At 65.5% G+C, this 26,011-nt stretch carries 23 protein-coding genes and 1 riboswitch; of the genes, 19 read left to right on the plus strand and 4 right to left on the minus strand.

The features are described 5' to 3' along the window. The first annotated feature begins 44 nt into the window (after positions 1-44). The 4 genes from ACZ48C_RS09910 to ACZ48C_RS09925 all read left to right on the plus strand — a co-directional run bounded on the left by ACZ48C_RS09910 (position 45) and on the right by ACZ48C_RS09925 (position 3,601). Positions 45-935 carry an ABC transporter permease gene (locus ACZ48C_RS09910; RefSeq protein ID WP_119257154.1) on the plus strand — a complete coding sequence of 297 codons (891 nt, stop codon included), beginning with the start codon at positions 45-47 and terminating at the stop codon, positions 933-935. Then, positions 932-1,714 carry an ABC transporter permease gene (locus ACZ48C_RS09915; protein ID WP_318909430.1) on the plus strand — a complete coding sequence of 261 codons (783 nt, stop codon included), beginning with the start codon at positions 932-934 and terminating at the stop codon, positions 1,712-1,714. Before ACZ48C_RS09910 ends, ACZ48C_RS09915 begins: the two co-directional genes overlap by 4 nt. Positions 1,715-1,723: 9 nt before the next feature. Continuing rightward, positions 1,724-2,785 carry an ABC transporter ATP-binding protein gene (locus tag ACZ48C_RS09920; protein WP_119257152.1) on the plus strand — a complete coding sequence of 354 codons (1,062 nt, stop codon included), beginning with the start codon at positions 1,724-1,726 and terminating at the stop codon, positions 2,783-2,785. Between the two features lie 104 nt (positions 2,786-2,889). Beyond that, a riboswitch (FMN riboswitch) is annotated at positions 2,890-3,034 on the plus strand. A gap of 90 nt (positions 3,035-3,124) precedes the next feature. Next, entirely contained in the window at positions 3,125-3,601 is a 477-nt protein-coding gene (locus tag ACZ48C_RS09925; RefSeq protein WP_464780991.1) for a 6,7-dimethyl-8-ribityllumazine synthase, read from the plus strand. Between the two features lie 110 nt (positions 3,602-3,711). On the opposite strand, the gene ACZ48C_RS09930 is transcribed toward ACZ48C_RS09925, so the two are convergent. Beyond that, on the minus strand, positions 3,712-4,413 hold the full coding sequence (locus tag ACZ48C_RS09930) for a helix-turn-helix transcriptional regulator (RefSeq protein WP_464782802.1): 702 nt from the start codon (positions 4,411-4,413) through the stop codon (positions 3,712-3,714). A gap of 292 nt (positions 4,414-4,705) precedes the next feature. Between ACZ48C_RS09930 and ACZ48C_RS09935 the strand changes: the two genes are divergently transcribed. The 5 genes from ACZ48C_RS09935 to ACZ48C_RS09955 all read left to right on the plus strand — a co-directional run bounded on the left by ACZ48C_RS09935 (position 4,706) and on the right by ACZ48C_RS09955 (position 9,723). Continuing rightward, positions 4,706-5,785: an ABC transporter ATP-binding protein gene (locus tag ACZ48C_RS09935; protein ID WP_464780992.1), complete on the plus strand. Its 1,080-nt coding sequence runs from the start codon at positions 4,706-4,708 to the stop codon at positions 5,783-5,785. Between the two features lie 34 nt (positions 5,786-5,819). Continuing rightward, the gene (locus ACZ48C_RS09940) at positions 5,820-6,986 is read left to right on the plus strand and encodes a polyamine ABC transporter substrate-binding protein (RefSeq protein ID WP_119257148.1); all 1,167 of its coding nucleotides are present in this window, start codon (positions 5,820-5,822) and stop codon (positions 6,984-6,986) included. 281 nt (positions 6,987-7,267) lie between these two features. Further along, a complete protein-coding gene (locus tag ACZ48C_RS09945; protein ID WP_464780993.1) occupies positions 7,268-8,134 on the plus strand; it encodes an ABC transporter permease in 867 nt (288 codons plus the stop codon). Continuing rightward, entirely contained in the window at positions 8,134-8,958 is an 825-nt protein-coding gene (locus ACZ48C_RS09950; RefSeq protein ID WP_119257146.1) for an ABC transporter permease, read from the plus strand. The genes ACZ48C_RS09945 and ACZ48C_RS09950 overlap by 1 nt, the downstream gene beginning before the upstream one ends. 3 nt (positions 8,959-8,961) lie before the next feature. Then, positions 8,962-9,723, plus strand: coding sequence for an SDR family NAD(P)-dependent oxidoreductase (locus tag ACZ48C_RS09955; protein WP_464780994.1), 762 nt, complete (start codon positions 8,962-8,964; stop codon positions 9,721-9,723). Between the two features lie 55 nt (positions 9,724-9,778). On the opposite strand, the gene ACZ48C_RS09960 is transcribed toward ACZ48C_RS09955, so the two are convergent. Further along, positions 9,779-10,492 carry a L,D-transpeptidase gene (locus tag ACZ48C_RS09960; protein WP_424546598.1) on the minus strand — a complete coding sequence of 238 codons (714 nt, stop codon included), beginning with the start codon at positions 10,490-10,492 and terminating at the stop codon, positions 9,779-9,781. A gap of 162 nt (positions 10,493-10,654) precedes the next feature. On the opposite strand from ACZ48C_RS09960, the gene ACZ48C_RS09965 reads away from it, so the two are divergent. Further along, positions 10,655-11,254: a YdeI/OmpD-associated family protein gene (locus tag ACZ48C_RS09965; protein ID WP_464780995.1), complete on the plus strand. Its 600-nt coding sequence runs from the start codon at positions 10,655-10,657 to the stop codon at positions 11,252-11,254. 10 nt (positions 11,255-11,264) lie between these two features. Here the strand turns inward: ACZ48C_RS09965 and ACZ48C_RS09970 are convergent, their stop codons facing one another. Beyond that, positions 11,265-12,290 (minus strand): glycoside hydrolase family 25 protein, encoded by a 1,026-nt coding sequence (locus ACZ48C_RS09970; RefSeq protein ID WP_464780996.1) that lies wholly within the window; start codon positions 12,288-12,290, stop codon positions 11,265-11,267. A gap of 238 nt (positions 12,291-12,528) precedes the next feature. Continuing rightward, positions 12,529-13,524 (minus strand): GlxA family transcriptional regulator, encoded by a 996-nt coding sequence (locus ACZ48C_RS09975; RefSeq protein WP_464780997.1) that lies wholly within the window; start codon positions 13,522-13,524, stop codon positions 12,529-12,531. A 93-nt stretch (positions 13,525-13,617) separates the two neighbouring features. Here ACZ48C_RS09975 and bcoG point away from each other — a divergent pair, with 93 nt between their 5' ends. The 9 genes from bcoG to ACZ48C_RS10020 all read left to right on the plus strand — a co-directional run bounded on the left by bcoG (position 13,618) and on the right by ACZ48C_RS10020 (position 25,891). Next, the gene (bcoG, locus tag ACZ48C_RS09980; protein ID WP_119257140.1) at positions 13,618-14,532 is read left to right on the plus strand and encodes a 3-dehydrocarnitine:acetyl-CoA trimethylamine transferase BcoG; all 915 of its coding nucleotides are present in this window, start codon (positions 13,618-13,620) and stop codon (positions 14,530-14,532) included. Between the two features lie 187 nt (positions 14,533-14,719). Then, the gene (locus ACZ48C_RS09985) at positions 14,720-16,216 is read left to right on the plus strand and encodes a carnitine 3-dehydrogenase (protein WP_464780998.1); all 1,497 of its coding nucleotides are present in this window, start codon (positions 14,720-14,722) and stop codon (positions 16,214-16,216) included. A gap of 180 nt (positions 16,217-16,396) precedes the next feature. Next, positions 16,397-17,557, plus strand: a complete 1,161-nt coding sequence (locus ACZ48C_RS09990) for an acyl-CoA dehydrogenase family protein (protein ID WP_464780999.1) — start codon at positions 16,397-16,399, stop codon at positions 17,555-17,557. Between the two features lie 187 nt (positions 17,558-17,744). Continuing rightward, entirely contained in the window at positions 17,745-19,805 is a 2,061-nt protein-coding gene (locus tag ACZ48C_RS09995; RefSeq protein ID WP_464781000.1) for an acetate--CoA ligase family protein, read from the plus strand. After that, positions 19,802-20,584, plus strand: a complete 783-nt coding sequence (locus ACZ48C_RS10000) for a carnitinyl-CoA dehydratase (RefSeq protein WP_464781001.1) — start codon at positions 19,802-19,804, stop codon at positions 20,582-20,584. Before ACZ48C_RS09995 ends, ACZ48C_RS10000 begins: the two co-directional genes overlap by 4 nt. Before the next feature lie 160 nt (positions 20,585-20,744). Further along, entirely contained in the window at positions 20,745-22,334 is a 1,590-nt protein-coding gene (locus ACZ48C_RS10005) for an ABC transporter substrate-binding protein (RefSeq protein WP_318909449.1), read from the plus strand. Then, complete coding sequence (locus ACZ48C_RS10010; protein ID WP_464781002.1) at positions 22,334-23,443, plus strand: ABC transporter permease; 1,110 nt, start codon at positions 22,334-22,336, stop codon at positions 23,441-23,443. Before ACZ48C_RS10005 ends, ACZ48C_RS10010 begins: the two co-directional genes overlap by 1 nt. Beyond that, positions 23,440-24,267, plus strand: a complete 828-nt coding sequence (locus tag ACZ48C_RS10015; RefSeq protein ID WP_424547625.1) for an ABC transporter permease — start codon at positions 23,440-23,442, stop codon at positions 24,265-24,267. The genes ACZ48C_RS10010 and ACZ48C_RS10015 overlap by 4 nt, the downstream gene beginning before the upstream one ends. Then, complete coding sequence (locus ACZ48C_RS10020) at positions 24,260-25,891, plus strand: ABC transporter ATP-binding protein (RefSeq protein WP_464781003.1); 1,632 nt, start codon at positions 24,260-24,262, stop codon at positions 25,889-25,891. Before ACZ48C_RS10015 ends, ACZ48C_RS10020 begins: the two co-directional genes overlap by 8 nt. Positions 25,892-26,011: the final 120 nt, after the last annotated feature.

A 26,011-nucleotide genomic window follows, 5' to 3' on the forward strand; every position in this document is an offset into this window, starting at 1 on the left:
GCGACCGCGGTATGCCAAGACGGCAATCCCACGAGGCTAACCAAATGTCTTCAGACAGCTCTGCCGCGAAACAGTCGACGAAGGCGCCGCTGCGCCTTCCGCTGCACTGGCTCGGCGCGGCGCCCTTTGCGATCTTCGTCCTGCTGTTCCTGATCATGCCCACGATGCGCATCGTGATCGGCGCTTTCCAGACGCCGGACGGCGGCTTCACGCTGGACAATATCCGCGGGCTGTTCACGACGTCGATCATGTCGGCCTACTGGATCTCCATCAAGATCTCCATCGCCTCCGCCCTGCTCGGCTGCCTGATCGGCTTTTCGGTCGCCGCCGCCGTGGTGCTCGGCGGCCTGCCGAAATGGATCCGCGGCCCGCTGCTGACCTTCTCGGGCGTCGCCTCCAATTTCGCCGGCGTGCCGCTCGCCTTCGCCTTCCTGGCGACCCTCGGCCCGGTCGGCCTCGTCACGGTGTTCCTGAAAACCCAGCTCGGCATCGACCTGCGCGCGCTCGGCTTCAACATCCTTTCCTTCTGGGGACTGACGGTCACCTACCTGTTCTTCCAGATCCCGCTGATGATCCTCATCATCACGCCCGCGCTCGACGGCCTCAAGCGCGAATGGCGCGAGGCGGCGCAGATCCTCGGCGCGACCAACGCACAATACTGGCGCATGGTGGCCTTCCCGATCCTGCTGCCCTCCTTCCTCGGCACGCTCGCGCTGCTCTTCGCCAACGCCTTCGGCGCCGTCGCGACCGCCATCGCGCTCACCGGCTCCTCGCTCTCCATCGTGCCGATCCTGCTCTTCGCGCAGATCCGCGGCGACGTGCTCGGCAATCCCCATCTCGGCTATGCGCTGGCCTTCGGCATGATCGTCGTCACCGGCATCGCCAACACGATCTACATCTGGCTGCGCGCGCGCAGCGAAAGGTGGCTGAAATGAAGAAGTTCTGGGCCTGGGGCGCCCTCATCATAGGGCTGCTCTACTTCATCCTGCCGCTCCTCGGCATGACGAACTTCTCGCTGAAGATGCGCCGCGGGGTCTATTCCTTCGATGCCTATGCGGTCGTGCTCGGCGATCCGCGCTTCCAGGAGACCTTCACCTATTCCGTCGTGATGGCGCTGTTCACCATCGCCTTCGGCGTGCTCCTCGTCGTGCCGACGGCCTACTGGGTGCGCCTCAAGCTGCCGGGCCTCCGGCCCTATGTCGAGTTCGTCACGCTGCTGCCGCTGGTCATCCCGGCCATCGTCATCGTCTTCGGCTATATCCGGCTCTACAACACCTCGAGCTGGCTGCCGCTGACGGGCTCGATCACCGGCACCAACATCCTCCTGATGTTCGGCTATGCCACGCTGTCGCTGCCCTACATGTACCGCGCGGTGGATACGGGCCTGCGCTCCATCGACATCACCACGCTGACGGAGGCAGCCCAGAGTCTGGGCGCCGGCTGGACGACGATCCTCACGCGCATCATCCTGCCGAACGTGCTCGTCGCGGTCCTGTCGGGCGCCTTCCTGACCTTCGCCATCGTCATCGGCGAGTTCACCATGGCCGCCCTCCTCAACCGTCCCGCCTTCGGCCCCTACATGCAGCTTCTCGGCGCCAACCGGGCCTATGAGCCGGCCGCGCTCGCCGTGATCGCCTTCGCCATCACCTGGGGCTGCCTCGGCCTGATCCAGCTCGTCTCGCGCTTCCAGAAGGGCGCGCAAAGCCCCGTCTAAGGATTTCCCATGAGTTTCCTCACACTCTCCAGCATCCAGAAGTCCTTCGGCCCGGTGCAGGTCGTCAAGGACTTCAACATGGCCATCGAGAAGGGCGAGTTCATCTCCTTCCTCGGCCCGTCCGGCTGCGGCAAGACCACCATCCTGCGCATGATCGCCGGCTTCGAGACGCCCTCGGGCGGCACGATAACGATCAACGGCAAGAGTCAGGCGAACCTTCGTCCGAACCAGCGCAACATCGGCATGGTGTTCCAGGCCTATGCGCTCTTCCCGAACATGAACGTCGCGGAAAACGTCGCCTTCGGCCTCAAGGTCGCCGGCCGGCCGAAGGCCGAGATCGACGCCCGCGTCAAGGAGATGCTCGGCCTCATCAAGCTCGACCATCTCGCCGACCGCTACCCCTACCAGATGTCCGGCGGCCAGCAGCAGCGCGTGGCGCTCGCCCGCGCGCTCGCCCCGAAGCCCCAGGTCCTCCTCCTCGACGAACCGCTCTCGGCCCTCGACGCCAAGATCCGCGTATCGCTGCGCGAGGAAATCCGCATGATCCAGCAGCAGCTCGGCATCACCACGGTCTTCGTCACGCACGATCAGGAAGAGGCGCTGTCGATCTCCGACCGCATCGTCGTCATGAACGCCGGCAAGGCCGACCAGATCGGCACCCCGGCCGAAATCTACAACCACCCCTCCACCCGCTTCGTCGCCGGCTTCGTCGGCACGCTCAACCTCATCGAGGCCAAGGTGGTGGACGCGGCCGCGAACCGCGTCACCATCGGCGACCAGGGCGTGACGCTCCGCGAGCCCCTCGGCAACGCCAAGGCCGGCGACACGGTCTCGCTGGCGCTGCGCCCCGAGGCCGGCTCCATCGCCCCCGACGCCAAGGGCGACACGGCGCTTTCCGGCGAGGTCGTCTCGTCCAATTTCCTCGGCTCCGTCATCCGCACCCGCATGAAGGTCGGCGGCAGCGTCATCTCCTTCGACATGTTCAACAGCCCCGGCCTCGTGCCGCCGGCCGTCGGCGAAACGGTGACGCTGCGCTTCACCGCCGGCGACCTGCTGGTCATCCACGACTGAACGTCCATTCCACGCCTTACCGAAGGCGTGGAAAAATCTGTCGTGAATCGTGTTTTTTGCGTCGCCCGCGGATTTGATCTGCGGGCGATTGCCGTTTAATCTCCCATCGTTCTCAGGGCGGGGCGAAACTCCCCACCGGCGGTATCCGGAGCGATCCGGGAGCCCGCGAGCGCCTTCCGCAAGGAAGGGTCAGCAGATCCGGTGCGATGCCGGAGCCGACGGTCACAGTCCGGATGGAAGAGAGCAAGCAGGAGGCCCGTTCCGCGATGGGCCGGCCTCGTGCGTGTTCGCCCAAGGGACCCGTTGAAAAATGGCTCAACCCTTGAAAGGCCAAGACATATGAATGCCAATGCCACCCCCTCCGCCCGCATCGCCGTCATCCGTGCCCGCTGGCACGCCGGCATCGTCGACCAGGCGGTCACATCCTTCATCGCCGAATGGCAGGCCCTCGGCGGGCGTGCCGAAGACGTCGACGTGATCGACGTGCCGGGCGCCCTCGAAATCCCGCTGCACGCCCAGCTCCTCGCGAAGACCGGCCGCTACTCGGCCATCCTCGGCGTCGCCCTCGTCGTCGACGGCGGCATCTACCGCCACGATTTCGTCGCCGGCACTGTGGTCGACGCCATCGTGCGCGTCGGCCTCGATACGAACGTTCCGGTGCTCTCGGCCGTGCTGACGCCGCACAACTTCCAGGAATCGGAAGCCCATATCGCCTTCTTCCGCGACCACTTCGTCATCAAGGGCAAGGAAGCCGCCCACGCCGCCCGCCAGATCCTCGACGCACGGGCGCAGGTGGCGCTGGCGGCGGTTTCCTGAATCGGTTTCTCAAGAACCGGAATCGGCTCGTGAAGGCGAAACGATAAATCGTTGAAAAGACTCCAGAAGCCCGGCAGCGATGCCGGGCTTTTCCGTCCCCTCTCCTGCGTCTAAGCCTGCAAATTCTTCAGATAGATCGATAGCAACTGGATCTGCGACGAGATCCCCAGCTTGCGGTAGACGTTCCGCCGGTGGACCTTCACCGTCCCCGTCGAAATATTCAGCTTGAGCCCGATCGATTCCGACGAATGCCCTTGCAGCACCAGCTCGATGATCGAGGCCTCGCGGTCGGTGAGGTTGAGCTTGCGCCAGACCTTGTCCGCCGCGCTCACCGGCTCGCTGCGCCGCCCGCGCCCCTGCCCCGCAAGCGCGAAGCGTTCCGCAAGGCCGCTCCAGGCCTGGCGCACGAAGGCGGCGACGAAGGGTTCGGCATCCGCCAGCAGCGCGAATTCGGCGGCCGGGAAGACCCCCGTCTTCTCGCGCCGCATTAGCGAGACGACCACCGTGACGCCGTCGCCTACCGGCACGAAGAAGCCCAGTTCCTCGGCAAGCCGCGTCTGCGAGTAGTAGGTGCGGTAATATTCGCTGGAAAAGAAACGGTCCGGCGCGAGCTCCCGCATGCGGAAGACGCCGGCCCGGCCCGCCCGCGCCGTGTGGTAGAACGGATCGAGCAGGTACGGACCCACCTGATAAAGCGTCACGAAGACATGGTAATCGTCCGCATCGAAGGTGCTGAAGAGGTCGATCGGCCGGGCCTTGTCGCGATAGGCGAAGATGACCATGTCATCGAAGCGCACGAGCGCCCGCGTCATCGCCAGCAGCGCGTCGCCCGCCTGCCCGTCGGAGCGTTCCGCCGCGTCCGTCCAGTCGGCGAGCGTGCGGAAGAGTGCCGTGAAATCGACCCGCATGGCGCTGATGCTCCCCCGATCCCCTTGCGGCGCGCGTTTCTCGCCGCGCCGGGATATACTCCTTCCATAGCCGGTTTACGGATAAAATACCTCTCTCGGGGTATATACCGCCCACCGGCGGCTGACTAGCATCCTTCCCGACGGTGGCTAAAGCGGCATGAAGATCGCTTCAACGCAACAACCGCAGGGAACAGACGTGACATCCGCCTCCACGAACGACATCGAGTTCCGGTCGGTGACCAAGCGCTATGGCGCGGTGACCGCGGTCTCCGACATAAACCTTTCCGTGCCGAAGGGCGCCTTCGTCGCGTTGCTCGGCCCGTCCGGCTGCGGCAAGACGACCTGCCTTCGCATGATCGGCGGCTTCGAGCAGCCGAGCGAGGGCGAGGTGCTGATCGCCGGCAATGTCGCCAACGGCGTGCCGGCCTATCGCCGCCCGGTCAACATGGTGTTCCAGCAATATGCGCTCTTCCCGCATTTCGACGTGGAGAAGAACGTCGCCTACGGCCTGAAGCAGCTTCGCCCGCGGCTGCAGGCCGAGGAGATATCCCGCCGCGTCGGCGAGGCGCTGGAAATGGTACGGCTTTCCGGCTTCGCCAGGCGCCGCATCCATGAAATGTCCGGCGGCCAGCAGCAGCGCGTGGCGCTCGCCCGCGCCCTCGTCAACAAGCCCTCCGTACTTCTCCTCGACGAGCCGCTGGCGGCGCTCGACAAGAAGCTGCGCACCGCCATGCAGATCGAGCTCCAGACGCTCCAGCGCGACCTCGGCATCACCTTCGTTCTCGTCACCCATGACCAGGAGGAGGCGCTGTCGATGAGCGACCTCGTTTGCGTCATGAGCGCCGGCCGCATCCGCCAGCTCGCGACGCCCCAGGAGGTCTACGACCGCCCGGCCGATCTCTTCGTCGCCGATTTCGTCGGCAAGACCAACCGTTTCGACGGCACGCTGGAGGCCGGCGGCACCATCCGCCTCGGCAACGGCACGGCCCTGCCCGCCCCGCGCGTCGATCTTCAGCCGGGCGCCGTCACCGTGGCGCTCCGCCCGGAGGCGATCCGCCTTGCGCGCGGCGCAGAGGGCGCGACGACGCTGGAGGGCACCGTCACCCATCGCATCTTCCTCGGCTCGGCTGCCGAATACTCCATCGCCATCGACGGGCTGGGCGACCTCCTCGTCACCGCCGAACGCCATAACCAGTCGGAAAACGACCTCGTCGCGCCGGGCGAACGGGTCGCAATCAGCTTCGATCCCGGCACAGCGCATATCTTTCCGGCCTGAGGGGAAACAGGCCCAAACACAAGGGAACAGTGTGATGTCGAAATGGTTCAGAGACAATGCCCCGATCAGCGCCCATGAGCTGACGGAAGAATTCATGCGCCTGAAGCGCGGCTCCGTCACGCGCCGCCACTTCCTCGGCGTCACCGGCCTCGGCCTTGCCGCCGCCGTGCTCGCCCGCCAGCCCGGCCTCTTCAATTCGGCCGCCTACGCGCAGCAGGAAGACCTCGGCTCGGCCATGTCCATCGCCACCTGGCCGAACTATCACGACCCCGCGACCTTCGAGGCCTTCACCGCCGAGACGGGCGTCGCCGTCGAGGTCAACGTCTTCGGCTCGAACGAGGAGATGCTGGCAAAGCTGCAGGCCGGCGGCACCGGCTGGGACCTGTTCGTGCCCACGAACTACACGATCTCCACCTATGCCGGCCTCGGCCTGATCGACCCGCTCGATCTTTCCAAGGTGCCGAACTTCGACCAGAAGACCCAGAATGTACGTTTCACCAATGAGGGCACGGTCGACGGCAAGGTCTATGCGCTGCCGAAGAACTGGGGCACGACCGGCATCGCCGTCAATTCCGACAAGGTGAAGTCCAAGGTCACGAGCTGGAAGGAATTCTTCGAGATCGCCATGACCGAGGCGGACGGCCGCGCCATGGTACACGACTACCAGCTCACCACCATCGGCAACGCCCTCGTCTCGCTCGGCTTCTCCTTCAACTCGGTCAAGCCCGAAGAGCTTGCCAAGGCCGAGGAGCTGCTGATCAAGGTCAAGCCGCACCTCTACGCCATCAACAGCGACTACCAGCCCTCCATGCGCGCCACCGACGCCTGGATGACCATGTGCTGGACCAACGACGGCGCGCAGCTCAACCGCGACATCCCGGAAATCCACTTCACGCTCGGCTCCGACGGCGGCGAGATCTGGTCCGACTTCTACGCCGTGCCGAAGGCCGCCGCCAACAAGCCGGCCGGCTATGCGCTGCTCAACTACCTGATGGACCCGCAGCATGCGGTGAAGGAGCACATCGCCAACGGCGCGCCCACCACCGACAGCCGCGTCATCGCCCTGCTGCCGGCCGAGATCACCGGCAACAAGATCGTCTATCCGGACGAAGCCGCGCTGACCCCGCTGGAATTCGGCGCCGCCGTGACGCTCACCGACCCGGCGCGCGCAGAACTGATGGCGCGGTTCAAGTCGGCGTAACAAAGCACGGGAAGCCGTTCCGACCTGCCGATCTCCCCCCTTGTGGGGGAGATGCCCGGCAGGGCAGAGGGGGGTGTGGCACCCACCTGCCCCCGCCGGATCGTCGTCCTGGCTGCGCCGTTGCTACCCCCCTCTGTCGGCTTCGCCGACATCTCCCCCACAAGGGGGGAGATCAGAGGGAGTATGCCGCAATGTTTTTCCTTCTCCCCGCCCCGCGGGGAGAAGGTGGCCGGCAGGCCGGATGAGGGGCGACCCTCGCAATTCGCAACAGGATCGATGCAATGCCCCTGACGACGACGGCGAAAAGACGGCTGGTGACGACGGCGCTGCTGGCGCCGGCCTCCCTCTGGCTGTTCGTCTTCCTGGTGCTGCCCTTCATCGCCATGGTGGTCTTTTCCGTCGGCGAGCGCGGACCGGCGGGCGGTTACCAGGCGGCCTTCACCTTCGCGCAATATGCCAACCTGCCGGCCCGTTCCGCCGCCTACTGGAACACCCTGATGCTGGCGCCGGTCGGCGCCTTCCTCTGCCTGCTGGTCGCCTATCCGACCGCCTATTACCTCGCCGTCAAGGCAAGCTCGCGCCATCGGCTGCTGCTGGTCTCGCTGGTCGTCGTACCGTTCTGGACGAGCCTTCTGGTGCGCACCTATGCCTGGATGTACATCCTCGGCTCGCGCGGCATCCCGAACCTCCTCGACATGATCGGCATCGAGAACGTGCGCCTGCTCAACACGCCCGGCGCCGTGCTGCTCGGCATCGTCTACGGCTACCTGCCGCTGATGATCATGCCGATCTATGTCAGCCTCGAAAAGCTCGACCGCCGGCTGCTGGAGGCTTCGGCCGATCTCGGCGCGAAACCCGTCTCGACCTTCTTCTCCGTCACCCTGCCGCTCTCGCTGCCGGGCGTCATGACGGGCGTCGCGCTCGTCACGATCCTGCTGCTCGGCGAATATCTCATTCCGCAGCTTCTGGGCGGCGGCAAGGTCTTCTTCATCGGCAATGCGCTGGTCGACCTCTTCCTGCAATCGCGCAACTGGCCCTTCGGCTCGGCCATCGCCGTCACGCTGGTCGCCATCGTGGTCGTGGTGCTGATGGTCGCCATGCGCATCGCCTGGAAAATCTCCGGCACGAGACAGGTGGACCTCGTCTGATGCGCGCGCTGATAACCTCCGTCTACCTGTTCCTCTACGCGCCTATCGCGCTGGTCGTGCTGTTCTCCTTCAATGCGGGGCGCAATGCCAGCGAGTTCACCGGCTTCTCGACGCAATGGTACGGCAAGGCGCTCGCCAATCCGTTCCTCGTCGCGGCACTGCAAAACAGCCTGATCATCGCGTTTACCAGCGCCACGCTCGCCGCCGTCTTCGGCACCATGGCCGCCCTTGGCCTGGAACGCCTCGGCGCGCGCACCCGCGCCCTCTTCGACGGCCTGCTCGCCGCCGCCATCGTCGTGCCGGGCGTCGTCATCGGCATCGCGACGCTCGTCGCGCTCGTCGCGGTCTTCGGCGTCGTCAATCCGGCCATCGCCTCGCTCTGGCCGGGCGAGAAACCGCCGCAGCTCGGCCTCGGCTACGGCTCGATCATCGCCGCGCACGGCCTCTTCACCATGGCGCTCGTGACGATGATCGTGAAGGCGCGCATCGCCACGCTCGGGCGCGACATCGTCGAGGCCTCGGCCGATCTCTACGCCACGCCTTTCACCACTTTCCGCGATATCGTCCTGCCGCAGATCCTGCCTTCGGTGCTGGCCGGCTTCCTGCTCGCCTTCACCTTCTCCTTCGACGATTTCATCGTGGCCTTCTTCGTCGCGGGCTCCAAGACGACGCTGCCGATCTACGTCTTCGCCTCGATCCGCCGTGGCGTGACGCCGGAGGTCAACGCCATCGCGACGATGGTGCTGGTCGCCTCGCTCTTCCTCATCCTCGTCGCCCGCCTCCTCATGCGGGAGAAGAAAACGAAATCGCCTGCCGGAGAATAACAGATGATCCTGAAGAACCGCGTCGCCATCGTCACCGGGGCCGGCTCCGGCATCGGCCGGGCCGGCGCGCGCATCATGGCGCGCGAGGGCGCGACCGTCTGCGTCGCCGACCGCGACGAGACGCGGGCCGGCGAGACGGTCGATCTTATCCGCAGCGAGGGCGGCACGGCCGAGGCCGTCATCCTCGACGTCACCGACGACGTGGAACTGAAGATGGCGATTGCCGGCGTGCTCTCGCGTCACGGCCGCATCGACATCCTGCACAACCATGCGGGCGCGCAGGTTGCCGGCGATCTCGAAAGCGTCGCGCTCGATGGGCTGGATCTTTCCTGGAACCTCAATGTGCGCGCCCATCTCATGGCCGCCCGCCTCGTCATGCCGGCCATGAGGGCGCAGGGAAAAGGCGTCATCCTCAACACCTCCTCCTCCTCGGGCGTGCTCTACGACCGCGAGATGATCGCCTATACGACGACCAAGCATGCCGTCATTGCCATGACGAAGCAGATGGCCGGCGACTATGCCCGCCACGGCATCCGCGTCAACGCGCTCTGCCCCGGCTGGGTCGACACGCCCTTCAACGCCCCCTTCATCGACCAGATGGGCGGGCGCGGGGCCATCGAGGACTATATCAGGGAAAAGGTGCCCATGGGCCGCTGGGCGAATGTCGAGGAGATCGCCGAACCGATCCTCTTCCTCGTCTCCGACCGGTCAAGCTACATGACCGGCCAGATCCTCGTGGTGGACGGCGGCGAGACCGTCGTCTAGCTCTGCTCAGCGCAATTCCGGACGCAAAACCGCCTCACGCTTTTGCTGGACTTGCTCAGACGGACCCCAGCCCGCCCTGATGCACGACGATGCGCGCGTGGTAGGGCACGCGCTTGTAGAGATCGAGCACATCCTGGTTGACCAGCCGCACGCAGCCCGAAGAGGTCGCCTTGCCGATGGACCTCCATTCCGGCGAGCCGTGCAGGCGGTAGAGCGTGTCCTTGCCGTTCTGGAAGATGTAGAGCGCGCGAGCGCCGAGCGGGTTCTTGACGCCCGGGTCCATGCCGCCATTCTCGACGGAATAGCGGGCAAGGCTCGGCTGGCGCTTGATCATGTCGTCCGGCACCTTCCAGCGCGGCCAGGGCTGGCGCCACTGGATGACACCCTCGCCTTCCCAGGCAAAGCCGTCGCGGCCGATGCCGACGCCGTAGCGCATCGCCGTGCCGCCCGGTTCTACGACATAGAGGAAGCGCGTGGCCGTATCGACCACCACCGTGCCTGCGGGCTCGCCGGTCGGGTCCTTGACGCGCTGGCGGTAATATTTCGGATCGATCTCCTTGTAAGGGATCGCCGGGATGAGGTGGCCGCCATCCTCGACGGCGGCATAGCGCGCCGCCAGCTCCTCGTCCGTTGCCGGCACGATCGGATAGCTGACCTTCTGGGGAAGCGGGACGGCCCTGGTCGAGGTTTCCGTGGTTGCGCATCCTGCGAGCGTCGCGGCGGCGCCCAGGAAGAAGGCTCTGCGCGACAAAGTGCACACCGTAGGCATTCTCTATATCGACTCCAATGAAAACGTGTTGGAGCCGATGGCTAGCCAAAGCAGGAAGGGGCTGGCAAGAAGCGGGAGCATCACATCTTCGGCATCCGCCCCGCATAGTCGCGGACAGATGCAAAGCGGCCACGCTGGACCATGCCGGGAGGGCAGAAAACGATGGCGCCTGTGGAAATCGACCCCGCCCATGTCCGCGAATTTCCCGACCCGGAAAGCTTCTGCCGCTGGCTCTCGGACAACCACGACAAGGCGCCGGAAGTCTGGATCCGGATTCACAAGCGCGCCTCCGGCCTTCAATCCATCAACCCGGAAGAGGCGATCGAGGTCGTGCTCTGCTGGGGCTGGATCGACGGCATCCGCAAGGGGCTGGACGACAAGAGCTTCTTCCAGCGCTACAGCCCGCGCGGCCGCAAGAGCGTCTGGAGCAGGAAGAACGTCGATACGGTCGGCCGGCTGATCGCGGATGGCCGCATGACGGAACATGGCCTGAAGCATGTGGAGGCCGCAAAAGCCGATGGGCGCTGGGACAGGGCCTATGGCAGCGGCAAGAACCTGAAGATCCCGCCGGACCTCAAGGCCGCCATCGACGCCGAACCGGCCGCCGCCGAAATGCTCGGCAGGCTCACCGAGCAGAACCGCTTCGCCCTCGCCTTCCGCGTCCACAATCTGAAGACGGAAGCCGCGCGCAGGCGCAAGATCGAGACATTCGTGGAGATGCTGAAGAACGGCGAGACGATCTATCCGCAGAAGCGGAAATAGATCGTCCCGTTCAGGTGGACTGGCCCGCGAGCCAGTTGTGCCAGTCGTTCTCGCTGCCGGAGAAGACGTTGAGGTCGATCCTGCCCGTCACGCCATGCGACAGGCCCGAGCCGGAATATTGCCAGAACAGCCAGCGGCGGTTCGGATAGCGCTGCGACGGATGCGCGGCGACCGAGCGCAGCCAGAAGTGATAGTCCTTCAATTCGCCAGACAGATTGTCCTCGTAGAAGTCCGGCGCGGTATAGATGATCGGCCGCTTGCCGTAGTGCCGTTCCAGCATTTCGGCGAAGACGCGGATCTTCTCGACATATTTCGCGCGCGACAGGCGCTTCTTGCAGGCGGAATCGCCGTTGTATTCGGCATCGATCACCGGCGGCAGCGCATCCGGATCCTTCGGCACGTTGCGGATGAACCACTCGGCCTGCGAGCTTGCGACCCGGCACCAGTAGAAGAAGTGATAGGCCCCGCGCCGGATGCCGGCTTCCTTGGCCTGGCGCCAGTTCTTCTGGAACATCGGATCGAGATGGTCGCCGCCGTCGGTCGCCTTGATGAAGGCGAAGTTGGCGCCCTGCGTGCGCAGCCGCATCCAGTCGATATCGCCCTGCCAGCGCGAGACGTCGACGCCATGCACCTGATAGTGCCGCGGCGCGCGCTTGCCGAAATTGATCGGATGGGCATCGCGGAACTGCTGGCTGTAGACGCGCGAGCGCTTGCCGAGGCGCCGGGTCGGCATTTCGGTCATCGTCGCGGAATCGGCCGGACGCTCGGAGGGAATGGCGGACTGTTTCGTCACCGTCTCGAAGACGTGGGTTTCCGGGATCGGCCCTGCCCAGGCGAGCATTTCCTCCGCGTCGTCGGCCTTCACCCTGCTCTGGCCGACGGCCACTTCCGGCACCGGCCCGCCGCCCTTGACGACGGAGCTCGTGGTCTCGCGCGAAGGCTTGACCGCCAGCACCGTTTCCGGGGTCGCACTCGATGCGCAGCCGGCCAGGGAGGCGCAGCCGAGGAGGATCGCTGTCAGGACCGAAAGACGCATTGGCACTCGCACGCAAAACAAACCGAAGCCCCGCCCTTTCGACACACGGACGGAATTACTAACGGAAGATTACCGCGAAATGTTAAATACAATCTTTACGGCCGACCGTGACATTTCAGGCACTTAGGGCATTTCCGCTTTTCCTCGAATCGCGAAAACGCTCCAACCCTTTATTTTGCGCAATCCCGGACGCAAAACCGCTTCGCACTTTTGCTGGAATTGCTCTGGGTCCGCGTCTTCATCCCTTCGCGCCGGCCCGCAGCCGCCGCCGGGTCTCCGTCGGGCTTTCGTGGTAGTGCGCGCGATAGCTGCGGGAGAAGGCAGAGGAGGAGTTGAAGCCGGTGAGCGCGGCGATGTCGGCGAATTCCGTCTTGGTCTCGATCACCTTGCGCCGGGCGGCATTGAGGCGCAGCGCGAGATAGTGCTGGTGCGGCGCGACGCCCATCGATTCTTGGAACAGGTCCTGCAGGTGCCGCGCACTGATGCCCACGCGTTTAGCAAGCTTTGCCAGCGTCAATGGCGCATCCATCGTCTCCTCCATCAGCCGCACCGCCTGGCTGACGCGCTGGTCGGCGACACGCATGTTGCCGAGCGCCGGCACCTGCAACAGGCCGCCGGTGCGCTCGTGCTCGTAGATGAACTGCCGCGAGACCTCCAGCGCCAGCGAATAGCCCTGCCGGCGGCGGATGATCTCCAGCATCAATTCGAGCGTCGGCAGCGAACCGCCGGTGGTGACGCGCTTGCCGTCGATGACATAGCGCTCGCGCATCACCGCGATCTGCGGATAGCGCGAGGCGAATTCCTCCATGTCCTCCCAGTGGATCGTCACCGAATGGCCGTCGAGCAGGCTTGCCTCGGCGAGCAGCCAGCTTCCCGATTCGATGCCGGCCATCGCCGTGCGGTGGCGCGCCGTCTGCGAGAGCTGGCGGCGCAACAGGGATGTCGCACTCATCTGCCATTGGTAGCTCGACAGCACGAAGAGCGGCGCCGTCTCCCGCTCCGGCCGGAACGGCCCGTCGACGGGCACGGGAATGCGGCTGCGCGTCTCCACCGGCTCACCGTCCGGCGAGAAGATGCGCCAGCGGTAAAGCGCCTGCCCCGAGATGCGGTTGGCGGCGCGCAACGGCTCGATGACCGAGGCGACGAGGATGAGGTTCGTCTCGGGCAGCACCAGGATGTCGATGTCGAGCGTATCGGATGAGGGATCGAGCATGGCGGAAGCTTGGCCGCTCATCTCTCGAATTGTCAAGGATGGATCCGAAAAGTGAAAGCATTGCGCCTTCTCTTGGCTCGTAATGTCCGCAACGAGAATACTGGGAGAACGACAATGCCTCTTGCCATGAACCGCGACGTCTTCATCACCTGCGCCGTCACCGGCTCCGGCGACACCGCCGGCAAATCCCCTCACGTTCCGCGCTCGCCCAAACAGATCGCCGAATCGGCCATCGAGGCCGCCAGGGCCGGCGCTGCCGTCGTGCATTGCCACGTGCGCGACCCGGAAACCGGCGCGCCGAGCCGCCGAAACGATCTCTACCGCGAAGTGACCGAACGTATCCGCGACGCCGAGGTCGACGTCGTGCTCAACCTTACCGCCGGCATGGGCGGCGACATGATCTTCGGCAACACCGAGCAGCCCCTGCCGCTGAACCCCAACGGCACCGACATGGCCGGCGCCACCGAGCGCGTTTCCCACGTCGCCGAATGTCTGCCGGAAATCTGCACGCTCGATTGCGGCACGATGAACTTCTCGCTCGGCGACTACGTGATGACCAACACGCCGTCCATGCTGCGCGCCATGGGCAAGATGATGACCGATCTCGGCGTCCGCCCGGAGATCGAAGCTTTCGATACCGGCCATCTCTGGTTCGCCAAGCAGCTCGTCGAGGAAGGCATCATCGAGGACCCGGTGCTCATCCAGCTCTGCATGGGCATTCCGTGGGGCGCGCCCGACGACCTCAACACCTTCATGGCGATGGTCAACAACGTGCCGTCCAACTGGACCTTCTCGGCCTTCTCCATCGGCCGCAACGCCATGGCCTATCCGGCCGCTTCCGTGCTTGCCGGCGGCAATGTCCGCGTCGGCCTGGAAGACAACCTCTATGTCGCCAAGGGCCAGCTCGCCACCAATGCGCAGCTCGTCGACAAGGCCGTCAACATCATCGAGAGCATGGGCGCCCGCGTCATCGGCCCGGCCGAAGTGCGCGAGAAGCTGAAGCTGACGAAGCGCGCGCCGCGCGGCTGACGATTTGGGGTTGCCCCTCACCCCTAACCCTCTCCCCGTGAACGGGGAGAGGGAGCCCGCCAAGCGCAGGCTTGGAAATGAAGGAAACCGGCGCGGCATATCCCTACTCCCCGCCTGCGGGGAGTAGGTGGCGGCAGCCGGATGAGGGGCAGCGACACCCGCACACAATAACGAATTGAGGGAACGCATGAGCACCACCATCAACAAGGCAGCCTGCGTCGGCGGCGGCGTCATCGGCGGGGCATGGATCGCACGCTTCGCGCTGGCCGGCATCGACGTGAAGGTCTTCGACCCGCATCCGGAAGCCGAGCGCATCATCGGCGAAGTCATGGCCAATGCCGAGCGCGCCTATGGCATGCTCACGATGGCCCCCCTGCCGCCGAAGGGCAAGGTCACCTTCTGCAAGAGCATTCAGGAAGCGGTCGAAGACGCTGACTGGATTCAGGAAAGCGTGCCCGAGCGCCTCGAACTGAAGCGCGGCGTCCTCACCCAGATCGACGCGGCCGCAAAGCCCGACGCCCTGATCGGCTCCTCCACCTCCGGCCTCATGCCGACCGATCTGCAGCGCGACATGAAGCACCCCGAGCGCCTGTTCGTCGCGCACCCCTACAACCCCGTCTACCTGCTGCCGCTCGCCGAGCTCGTCGGCGGCCAGAAGACGTCGCGCGCCGTGCTCGAAGACGCCAAGGCCAAGCTCGCCCCCATCGGCATGAAGGGCGTGATCATCAACAAGGAGATCGAAGCCTTCGTCGGCGACCGCCTGCTCGAAGCCGTCTGGCGCGAAGGCCTCTGGCTGATCAAGGACGACATCTGCGACACGGAAACGCTGGACGACGTGATCCGCTATTCCTTCGGCATGCGCTGGGCGCAGATGGGCATGTTCGAGACCTACCGCATTGCCGGCGGGGAAGCGGGCATGCGCCACTTCCTCGCCCAGTTCGGCCCCTGCCTCTCCTGGCCCTGGACGAAGCTCACCGACGTCGTCGATCTCAACGACGAACTGGTGGAAAAGATCGCCAACCAGTCCGACGCCCAGTCCGGCGCGCGCGGCATCCGCGAACTGGAACGCATCCGCGACCAGAACCTCGTCGGCATCATGCATGCGCTGAAGGCCGGCGACGAAGGCCGCGGCTGGGGTTCGGGCAAGCTGCTCGCCGAATTCGAGGCGCACCTGTGGGCCAAGGCCGGCAAGGCGAAGGTCGAGGTCTCCTCGAGCGAACCGCTGCGCCTCGTCGACACCAAGGTCAACGCCGCCTGGGTCGATTACAACGGCCACATGACGGAGCATCGCTATCTCCAGCTCTTCGGCGACACGTCCGACGCACTGCTCCGCCTCATCGGCGTCGACTTCGCCTATGTCGAGGCCGGCCAGAGCTACTACACGGTGGAAACCCACATCCGCCATCTCGGCGAAGGCAAGCTCGGCCAGGCGCTCTACACGACGCTCCAGCTCCTCTCCTCGGACAGGAAGCGGCTGCACTTCTTCACCCGCATCCACGACGCCGCCACCGGCGACGTCATCGCGACCGCCGAGCAGATGATGGTCCATGTGGACTCGAAGGCCGGCAAGAGCGCCGACGCGCCCGCCGAGGTGCTGGCGAAGATCGCGCCGATTGCCGAGGCCCATGCGAAGCTGGCGGTGCCGGAGGGGGCGGGGCGCAGCGTCGGACAGAGGAACAAGTAGGGCGCAAGCCTCCACCCCCCTCTGCCCTGCCGGGCATCTCCCCCACAAGGGGGGAGATCGGCTGGGGGTAAGGCGGTGCCACGATCCAATCTCCCCCCTTGTGGGGGAGATGCCCGGCAGGGCAGAGGGGGGTAGCCAAAGATGGCGCCTCCCGCAAAAGAAATACCGGGAGGACTTTCAATGAATTTCGCACTCACCGACGAACAGCAGATGATCGTGGACACGGTCCGCGCCTTCGTCGAAACGGAAATCTATCCGCATGAAAACGAGGTCGAGCGCACCGGCCATGTGCCGCCGGAACTCGGCCAGGAAATCGCCCGCAAGTGCAAGGAGATCGGTTTCTTCGGCTGCAACATGCCGGAAGAGGTCGGCGGCGCGGGTCTCGACCACACGTCCTTCACGCTGGTCGAGCGCGAGCTTGGCCGCGGCTCGATGGCGCTGACGGTCTTCTTCGGCCGCCCCTCCGGCATCCTGATGGCCTGCAACGACGAGCAGCGCGAACGCTATCTGTTGCCCGCCGTCAGCGGCGAGAAATTCGATGCTCTCGCCATGACCGAGCCGGACGCCGGCTCGGACGTGCGCGGCATGAAGTGCTTCGCGAGGCAGGACGGCGACGACTGGGTCGTCAACGGCACCAAGCATTTCATCAGCCACGCCAACATCGCCGATTTCGTCATCGTCTTCATCGCGACGGGCGAGGAGGACACCCCGCGCGGCAAGAAGAAGCTGATCACCTGCTTCCTCGTCGACCGCGGCACGCCGGGCTTCGAGATCCGCGAGGGCTACAATTCCGTCTCCCATCGCGGCTACAAGAACTGCATCCTCAACTTCGACGAATGCCGCCTGCCCTCCGCCCAAATCCTCGGCGAAGTGCACAAGGGCTTCGACATCGCCAACGACTGGCTCTACGCGACGCGCCTCACCGTCGCCGCCACCTCCGTCGGCCGCGCCCGCCGCGCCTTCGACTATGCCCTCAACTACGCGGCCGAGCGCAAGCAGTTCGGAAAGCCGATCGGCGCCAACCAGGGCGTTTCCTTCAAGCTCGCCGACATGATCACCGAGATCGACGCCGCCGACCTCCTGACGCTATCGGCCGCCTGGCGGCTCGATCAGGGCCTGCCGTCGAACCGCGAGATCGCTTCGGCCAAGGTCTACGCCACGGAAATGCTCGCCCGCGTCACCGACGAGGCGATCCAGATCTTCGGCGGCATGGGCCTGATGGACGACCTGCCGCTTGCGCGCTTCTGGCGCGACGCCCGCGTCGAGCGTATCTGGGACGGCACCTCGGAAATCCAGCGGCACATCATCAGCCGCGACCTGCTCCGGCCGCTGGGGGCGTGAGGATGGTGATGCGCGCAGCTGCCCCTCACCCTAACCCTCTCCCCGCAGGCGGGGAGAGGGGACTTGCCCAACGCACGGTCCTGGCAAGGGAAACCGGATCGGCATATCCCCTTCTCCCCGTCCCGACGGGGAGAAGGTGCCCGGCAGGGCGGATGAGGGGCAAAGCGGCATGCGGAAAGGCCCCCGCATGACCCGCTCCCTCGACCGCCTCATCCGCCCGAAATCCATCGCCGTCTTCGGCGGCAAGGAAGCCCGGCGGGTCATCTATCAATGCGACAAGATGGGCTTTTCCGGCGACATCTGGCCGGTGCACCCGCGCGAAGACGAAATCCTCGGCCGCAAATGCTACCGCTCGGTCGCCGATCTGCCTGGCGCACCGGATGCCTCCTTCGTCGGCGTCAACCGCGAGCTCACCATCGGCATCATCCGCGACCTTGCCGCACGCGGCGCAGGCGGCGCGGTCTGCTACGCCTCCGGCTTCCGCGAAGCCGTCAGCGAGCTTGCCGACGGCGATGACCTGCAGAAGGCGCTGGTGGAGGCCGCCGGCGACATGCCGATCCTCGGCCCCAACTGCTACGGCTTCATCAACATGCTGGATGGCGCCCTGCTCTGGCCCGACCAGCACGGCATGCTGCGTATCGAAAAGGGCGTCGCCGTCCTCACGCAGTCCTCCAACATAGCCTGCAACGTCTCGATGCAGCAGCGCGGCCTGCCGCTCGCCTATATCCTGACCGCCGGCAACCAGGCGCAGACCGGCCTTGCCGATCTCGCCTACGCAGTCCTCGAAGACCCGCGCGTCACCGCCGTCGGCCTCCATATCGAGGGCTTTGACAGCCTCACTTCGCTGGAGCGCCTGGGCCTTCGCGCCCGCGAACTGAAGAAGCCGGTCGTCACGCTGAAGGTCGGCAAGTCGGAACAGGCACAGCTCGCCACCGTCTCGCACACCGCCTCGCTCGCCGGCAACGACGCCGTCTCCTCGGCGCTGCTCGCCCGCCTCGGCATCGGCCGCGTCGAGACGCTGCCGGAACTGCTCGAAACCCTGAAGCTGCTGCATGTCGCCGGCCCGCTTTCGAGCCATGATATCTCCTCCATGTCCTGCTCGGGCGGCGAGGCCTCGCTGATGGCGGATGCCGGTGTGAAGCGGAAGGTCGTCTATCGCGACCTGAAGCCGGAGCAGCGCCAGCCGCTGCGCGAAACGCTCGGCCAGATGGTGACGATCTCCAACCCGCTCGACTACCACACCTTCGTCTGGGGCAACCGCGAGAAGCAGACCGCCGCCTTCACCACCATGATGCAGGGCGGCTACGCGCTGAACCTCGTCGTGCTCGATTTCCCCCGCCTCGACCGCTGCGACGCCGCCGACTGGACCACCACCTGCGAGGCCCTGATCGACGCCGCGCGGGCGACGGGCGAAAATGCCGGCATCGTCGCCAGCATGGGCGAAAACCTGCCGGAAGCAACAGCCGAAATGCTGGTGCGAAACGGCGTCGTGCCCTTCTACGGCATCGAGGAGGCGCTTGCCGCCGCCGATGCCGCCGCCGGCATCGGCGAAGCCTGGTCGAAGCCGCTTGCCGCCCCGCTGCTCAAGGCCGCGACAAGCGAAGGCGAGGCGATCACACTCACCGAGCACGAGGCCAAGCAGGCGCTCGCCGCCCATGGCCTTCCCGTCCCAAAGGGCCTCACCGCCGAAACGGCGGAAGCCGCCGCGCAGGCAGCCGAAACACTCGGCTTCCCCGTCGTGCTCAAGGGCCTCGGCGTCGCGCACAAGACCGAAGCCGGCGCGGTCAAGCTCAACCTCGCCGGTCGCGAAGCGGTGCTCGATGCGGCAAAGGCCATGGCCGGCGTCGCCTCGGGCTTCCTCGTGGAAAAGATGGTGGGCAAACCGGTCGCCGAACTCATCGTCGGCGCGATGCGCGATCCTGTCGCCGGTCCGGTGCTGACCATCGGCGCGGGCGGCATCCTCGTCGAACTGCTTGAAGATTCGGCGATTTTGACCCTGCCGACCGACGAGAAGACGATCCGCGAGGCGATCTCCGGCCTCAAGATCGCCAAGCTGCTGAACGGCTATCGCGGCGCGCCGAAGGGCGATATCGACGCCCTTGTCGCCACCGTCGCATCAGCGGCATCCTATGTCGTTTCAAACGCTTCAATAATCGAAGAACTGGACGTTAATCCCATAATGGTGCTCCCCGCCGGCGAGGGTGTCGTGGCGGCCGATGCACTGATCCGTCTGAGGAAACAATCATGACCGGACCGATACGCCAGCGCCGCGAAGGCGGCATCCTCGAAGTCACGATCGATCGCCCCAAGGCGAACGCCATCGACCTTGCGACCAGCCGCATCATGGGCGAGGTCTTCCGGGAATTCCGCGACGACGATACCTTGCGCGTCGCCATCATCACCGGCGCGGGGGAGAAATTCTTCTGTCCGGGATGGGACCTGAAAGCCGCGGCGGCAGGTGATGCCGTGGACGGCGACTATGGCGTCGGCGGTTTCGGCGGCATGCAGGAACTGCGCGACCTCAACAAGCCGATCATATCAGCCATCAACGGTATCTGCTGCGGCGGCGGCTTCGAGATCGCGCTGTCGACCGACCTCATCCTCGCCGCCGAGCACGCGACCTTCGCCCTGCCGGAAATCCGCTCCGGCACGGTGGCCGATGCCGCCTCGATCAAGCTGCCGAAGCGCATTCCCTATCATATCGCCATGGACATGCTGCTCACCGGCCGCTGGCTGGACGTTCAGGAGGCGCACCGCTGGGGCTTCGTCAACGAGATCCTGCCCGCCGACAAGCTCATGGACCGCGCCTGGGAGCTGGCGCGCCTGCTCGAAAGCGGCCCGCCGCTCGTCTACGCCGCCATCAAGGAAGTGGTGCGCGCGGCCGAGGGCGACACCTTCCAGGGAACCATGAACAAGATCACCAAGCGGCAGTTCCGCACGGTCGATATTCTCTATTCCAGCGAGGATCAGCTCGAGGGCGCGCGCGCCTTCGCGGAGAAGCGCGATCCCGTCTGGAAGGGGCGATAGGCGGCTTGGCCGGCTCGAAAAAGAAAGGAGATCAGGGAGAAGAATGATCCCGCGCCGGCATAAAAACCGGCCGCAAGGTTGCCTTACAGGCGAAAAACAGAAATTCTGCCAATCACAACGACAAATGCCCGCAAAAGGGCCAGCGAAAGGGAACAGGGGAATGACTGATTACACCAAATACCTCACCGGCCAGGTCACGCTCGGCAAGATGAACCGCCGCGAGTTCATGGGCCGCGCCGCTGCCTTCGGCATCACGCTCGCCGCCGCCGGCACCCTATTCGACACCGCCGCAAAGGCCCAGGAGCCCAAGCGCGGCGGCAACCTCAAGCTCGGCCTCGAAGGCGCAGCCGCCACGGATTCCAAGGATCCGGCAAAGGCGCTCTCGCAGTTCATGTTCGTCGTCGGCCGCAACTGGGGCGACATGCTCGTCGAATCCGAGCCGCTCACCGGCAAGCCCGTCCCGGCGCTCGCCGAATCCTGGGAGCCCTCCGCCGACGCAGCGACCTGGACCTTCAACATTCGCAAGGGCGTGAAATTCCATGACGGCAAGGAACTGACCGTCGACGACGTCGTCAAGACCCTGCAGCGCCACACCGACGAGAAGTCGGAATCGGGCGCGCTCGGCGTCATGAAATCGATCAAGGAAATCAAGACCGACGGCGACAAGCTCGTGCTGGTGCTGACCGAAGGCAACGCCGACCTGCCGCTGCTGCTCACCGACTACCACCTCGTCATCCAGCCGAATGGCGGCCTCGACGATCCGAATGCCCAGATCGGCACCGGCCCCTACAAGGTGACGAGCTTCGAGGCCGGCGTTCGTGCTACCTTCGAGCGCAACAAGGACGACTGGCGCCAGGATCGCGGCTTCGTCGATACGATCGAGATGATCGCGATGAACGATGCGACCGCCCGCATCGCCGCGCTCTCCTCCGGCCAGGTGCACTATATCAACCGCGTCGACCCGAAGACCGTCGATCTCCTCAAGCGCGCGCCGACCGTGGAAATCCTCTCCACCTCCGGCCGCGGCCACTATGTCTTCATCATGCATTGCAACACCGCGCCGTTCGACAACAACGACCTGCGCATGGCGCTGAAATACGCCATGGACCGCGAGACGATGCTGGAGAAGGTGCTTGGCGGCTACGGCAAGATCGGCAACGACTTCCCGATCAACGAGACCTATGCCCTCTTCCCGGAAGGCATCGAGCAGCGCGCCTACGACCCGGACAAGGCCGCCTTCCACTACAAGAAGTCGGGCCATAGCGGCTCGGTGCTGCTGCGCACCTCCGACGTCGCCTTCCCGGGCGCGGTCGACGCTGCCGTCCTCTACCAGGAGAGCGCCAAGAAGGCCGGCATCGAGATCGAGGTGAAGCGCGAGCCGGGCGACGGCTACTGGTCGAACGTCTGGAACGTCCAGCCCTTCTCCACTTCCTACTGGGGCGGTCGCCCAACGCAGGACCAGATGTATTCCACCGCCTATCTCTCGACGGCGGACTGGAACGACACCCGCTTCCAGCGCCCGGACTTCGACAAGATGCTGCTGGAAGCCCGTTCGGAACTCGACGAGGCCAAGCGCAAGGACATGTACCGCACCATGGCCATGATGGTGCGTGACGAGGGCGGCCTGATCCTGCCGATGTTCAACGACTTCGTGAACGCCTGCGGCAAGAACGTGAAGGGCTATGTCCACGATATCGGCAACGACATGTCGAACGGCTATGTCGCAACCCGCGTCTGGCTCGACGCCTGATGACCGGCAACGGACCGGCGCACGGTCCGGAGCTGACAGCGACGGCGGCTGCGGGCGAAGTCCCGCAGTCGGCCGGCGTTGCCGGATCGGTTGCGTCCACCGGAACCCCAGCCATCGAAGCTACGCCTTCGACCTGGGCAAAACTCAGCAAACGCAGCCCGCTGGCTGCGCTCATCCTGCAACGCCTCGCGCTCAGCGTGGCCTTGCTCTTCGCCGTGTCGCTGATGATCTTCGGCGGCGTGGAAGCCCTGCCCGGCGACTTCGCGACGACCTATCTCGGCCAGTCGGCAACGCCGCAGGCGGTGGAGAACATCCGCAAGGACCTCGGCCTCGACCAGCCGGCGACCACCCGCTACTTCAAGTGGCTCGGCGGCGCCGTCCAGGGTGACTTCGGCAAGTCCTGGGCCTCGAAGCAATCGGTCAGCGAGCAGATCGGCAAGCGCCTCGGCAATTCGCTGTTCCTCGCCTTCTTCGCGGCGATCATATCGGTGCCTCTCGCCGTCGGCCTCGGCATGCTCGCGGTGCAGTACCGCAACCGCCTGCCGGACAAGATCATCAACGTCATCTCGCTTGCGGCGATCTCGCTTCCCGAGTTCTTCGTGGGCTACCTGCTGATCCTGTTCTTCGCCGTGCAGATGGGCGTCGCGACCTTCCCCGCGACGGTCTACGACACGATGACGCTCGGCCAGCGGCTGTCGGCTATCGCGCTTCCGACCGCCACCCTCGTCCTCGTCGTGCTCGCCCACATGATGCGCATGACGCGGGCCGCGATCCTCAACGTCATGTCGTCGGCCTATGTCGAGACGGCGGAACTCAAGGGCCTCAGCGGCATCCGGATCATCGCCAGGCATGCGGCGCCGAACGCCGTGGCCCCGGTCATCAACGTCATCGCGCTCAACCTCGCCTATCTCGTGGTGGGCGTCGTCGTCGTGGAAGTGGTCTTCGTCTATCCCGGCATGGGCCAATACATGGTCGACGCCGTGACGGTGCGCGACATGCCCGTCGTGCAGGCCTGCGGCCTGATCTTCGCCGCCTTCTACATCTTCCTCAACATGTTCGCCGATATCCTAGCGATCGTCGCGAACCCCAGATTGAGGCATCCGCGATGAGACTTTCCACCATTCCCGTCAGCGCGTGGATCGGCATTCTGGGCATTGCCCTTGCCCTCTTCTGCGCCATCTTCGCCCCCTTCATCGCACCGCATGGCGAAAGCGAGATCGTCGGCTCCGTCTGGCAGCCGATGGGCGGCGACTACCTGCTCGGCACGGACAATCTCGGCCGCGACCTCTTCTCGCGGCTGATCTTCGGCGCCCGCACCACGATCTTCGTGGCGCTGGCGGCAACCGTGCTCTCGTTCTCGCTCGGCATGCTGCTGTCCTTCACGGCGGCGGTGACGGGCGGGTTCATCGACCAGGTCTTCTCGCGCTTCAACGACCTGATGATGGCGATCCCGACGCTGATCTTCGCCCTCGTCGTGCTGGCCGTGCTGCCGCAGCAGCTCTGGATCCTCATCCTCGTCATGGCGATCCTCGACTCGACGCGCGTCTACCGCATCGGCCGCGCCGTCGCGCTCGACGTGGCGGTCATGGAATTCGTGGAGGCCGCGAGGCTGCGCGGCGAACGCACGGGCTGGATCATCTTCCGGGAAATCCTGCCCAACACGCTCTCGCCGCTGCTCGCCGAGTTCGGCCTGCGCTTCGCCTTCTCGATTCTGTTCCTCTCCACCCTCTCCTTCCTCGGCCTCGGCATCCAGCCGCCGGCTGCCGACTGGGGCGGCATGGTGAAGGACAACAAGGACGGCATCATCTTCGGCATCTCGGCCGCCCTCATTCCGGGCGGCGCGATCGCTGGGCTGGCCATCTGCGTCAACCTCGTCGTCGACTGGCTGATGAAACGCACCTCGAGCCTGAAGGGGGGACGCGGCGATGCCTGATCTTCTTTCCGTCCGCAATCTCAAGATCGAGGCGACGAGCTACCCGCCTGGCGAGCCGCCGAAGACCGTGACGCTCGTCGAAGACGTGAACTTCGACGTGCAGAAGGGCAAGGTGCTCGGCCTCATCGGCGAATCCGGCGCCGGCAAGTCCACCATCGGCCTCACCGCGCTCGCCTATGGGCGCGGCGGGGTGCGCATCACCGGCGGCGAAGTGAAGCTCAACGGCGAGGACCTCCTGAAACTCTCGCCGTCGGGCATCCGCAAGGTGCGCGGCAGCAAGGTCTGCTACGTCGCGCAATCGGCGGCCGCGGCCTTCAACCCCGCCCACCGTCTCGGCGAGCAGGTGATCGAGGCCTCGCTGAAACACGGCATCATGAGCCGGGCGGACGCGGAAAAGCGCGCGCTCTACCTCTTCAAGGTGCTCGGCCTGCCGAACCCGGACACCTTCGGCCAGCGTTATCCGCACCAGGTCTCCGGCGGCCAGCTGCAGCGCGCCATGACCGCCATGGCGCTCTGCCCCAACCCCGAGCTGATCATCTTCGACGAGCCGACCACCGCGCTCGACGTGACGACGCAGATCGACGTGCTCGCCGCCATCAAGCACGCCATCGAGGAGACTCATACGGCCGCGCTCTACATCACCCACGACCTTGCCGTCGTGGCGCAGATCACGGACGACATCCTCGTGCTCCGGCACGGCAAGATGGTGGAATACGGCTCGGTAAAACAGATCATCGAAGAACCGACGCAGGACTATACTCGCGCCCTCGTCAACGTGCGCGGCACTGGTCGGGACGAAGCGCCCGACCAGACGGACACGCTCCTGAAAGTGGAGAACGTCACGGCCGGCTACTCCAACGGCTTCAAGGTGCTGCAGGACGTTTCCCTGCATCTGCCGAAGGGCCAGACGCTGGCGGTGGTGGGCGAATCCGGCTCGGGCAAATCCACCCTCGCCCGCGTCATCACCGGCCTCCTGCCCCCGCAGGAGGGCACGATCAGCTTCGACGGCAAGCCCTTGCCGAAGGCGCTGAAGGGCCGGTCGAACGACGAGCTGCGCCGCATCCAGATGATCTACCAGATGGCCGACACCGCGATGAACCCGCGCCAGACGGTGCGCGACATCATCGGCCGCCCCCTCACCTTTTATTACGGCCTGCGCGGCCGGGAGAAGACGGAGCGGGTCAAGGAGCTGCTGGACCAGATCGAGATGGGCGGCCGCTTCGCCGACCGCTACCCGGCCGAGCTCTCCGGCGGCCAGAAGCAGCGCGTCGCCATCGCCCGCGCCTTGGCGGCCAAGCCCGAACTCATCCTCTGCGACGAGCCGACCTCCGCGCTCGACCCGCTGGTGGCCGAGGGCATCCTGAAGCTTCTTCTGAAGCTGCAGGAGGAAACGCATGTCTCCTACATGTTCATCACCCACGACATCGCCATCGTGCGCGCGATCGCCGACAGCGTGGCCGTGATGCACCGGGGACGCCTCGTGCGCTTCGGCCCGAAATCGAAGGTGCTTTCACCGCCCTTCGACGACTACACGGACCTGCTGCTGAAATCCGTTCCGGAAATGGAGATCGGCTGGCTGGAGCGGGTACTGACGACCCGGCGCATGGAAAGTGCCGGGAATTGATGGAAGGCGGGCGGCTTCGGCCGCCCGTTTTGCAGCAGCGTAGCCCCTCATCCGGCCTGCCGGCCACCTTCTCCGTGGCTGCGGGCGAAGGAGATATGCCGCGCGCTTTCCCGCATCTCC

The sequence above is a fragment of the Shinella sp. 1A1 genome, from assembly GCF_055379515.1.

Coding starts and splice junctions, on each gene's coding strand:
- ACZ48C_RS09920 (WP_119257152.1), top strand. CDS start 1,724: ATGAGTTTCCTCACACTCTCCAGCATCCAGAAGTCCTTCGGCCCGGTG.
- ACZ48C_RS10015 (WP_424547625.1), top strand. CDS start 23,440: ATGAGACTTTCCACCATTCCCGTCAGCGCGTGGATCGGCATTCTGGGC.
- ACZ48C_RS10000 (WP_464781001.1), top strand. CDS start 19,802: ATGACCGGACCGATACGCCAGCGCCGCGAAGGCGGCATCCTCGAAGTC.
- ACZ48C_RS09985 (WP_464780998.1), top strand. CDS start 14,720: ATGAGCACCACCATCAACAAGGCAGCCTGCGTCGGCGGCGGCGTCATC.
- ACZ48C_RS09955 (WP_464780994.1), top strand. CDS start 8,962: ATGATCCTGAAGAACCGCGTCGCCATCGTCACCGGGGCCGGCTCCGGC.
- ACZ48C_RS09945 (WP_464780993.1), top strand. CDS start 7,268: ATGCCCCTGACGACGACGGCGAAAAGACGGCTGGTGACGACGGCGCTG.
- ACZ48C_RS09940 (WP_119257148.1), top strand. CDS start 5,820: ATGTCGAAATGGTTCAGAGACAATGCCCCGATCAGCGCCCATGAGCTG.
- ACZ48C_RS10005 (WP_318909449.1), top strand. CDS start 20,745: ATGACTGATTACACCAAATACCTCACCGGCCAGGTCACGCTCGGCAAG.
- ACZ48C_RS09970 (WP_464780996.1), bottom strand. CDS start 12,290: ATGCGTCTTTCGGTCCTGACAGCGATCCTCCTCGGCTGCGCCTCCCTG.
- ACZ48C_RS09975 (WP_464780997.1), bottom strand. CDS start 13,524: ATGAGCGGCCAAGCTTCCGCCATGCTCGATCCCTCATCCGATACGCTC.
- ACZ48C_RS09990 (WP_464780999.1), top strand. CDS start 16,397: ATGAATTTCGCACTCACCGACGAACAGCAGATGATCGTGGACACGGTC.
- ACZ48C_RS10020 (WP_464781003.1), top strand. CDS start 24,260: ATGCCTGATCTTCTTTCCGTCCGCAATCTCAAGATCGAGGCGACGAGC.
- ACZ48C_RS09995 (WP_464781000.1), top strand. CDS start 17,745: ATGACCCGCTCCCTCGACCGCCTCATCCGCCCGAAATCCATCGCCGTC.
- ACZ48C_RS09965 (WP_464780995.1), top strand. CDS start 10,655: ATGGCGCCTGTGGAAATCGACCCCGCCCATGTCCGCGAATTTCCCGAC.
- ACZ48C_RS10010 (WP_464781002.1), top strand. CDS start 22,334: ATGACCGGCAACGGACCGGCGCACGGTCCGGAGCTGACAGCGACGGCG.
- bcoG (WP_119257140.1), top strand. CDS start 13,618: ATGCCTCTTGCCATGAACCGCGACGTCTTCATCACCTGCGCCGTCACC.
- ACZ48C_RS09960 (WP_424546598.1), bottom strand. CDS start 10,492: ATGCCTACGGTGTGCACTTTGTCGCGCAGAGCCTTCTTCCTGGGCGCC.
- ACZ48C_RS09910 (WP_119257154.1), top strand. CDS start 45: ATGTCTTCAGACAGCTCTGCCGCGAAACAGTCGACGAAGGCGCCGCTG.
- ACZ48C_RS09950 (WP_119257146.1), top strand. CDS start 8,134: ATGCGCGCGCTGATAACCTCCGTCTACCTGTTCCTCTACGCGCCTATC.
- ACZ48C_RS09930 (WP_464782802.1), bottom strand. CDS start 4,413: ATGACGCGGGCGCTCGTGCGCTTCGATGACATGGTCATCTTCGCCTAT.
- ACZ48C_RS09915 (WP_318909430.1), top strand. CDS start 932: ATGAAGAAGTTCTGGGCCTGGGGCGCCCTCATCATAGGGCTGCTCTAC.
- ACZ48C_RS09925 (WP_464780991.1), top strand. CDS start 3,125: ATGAATGCCAATGCCACCCCCTCCGCCCGCATCGCCGTCATCCGTGCC.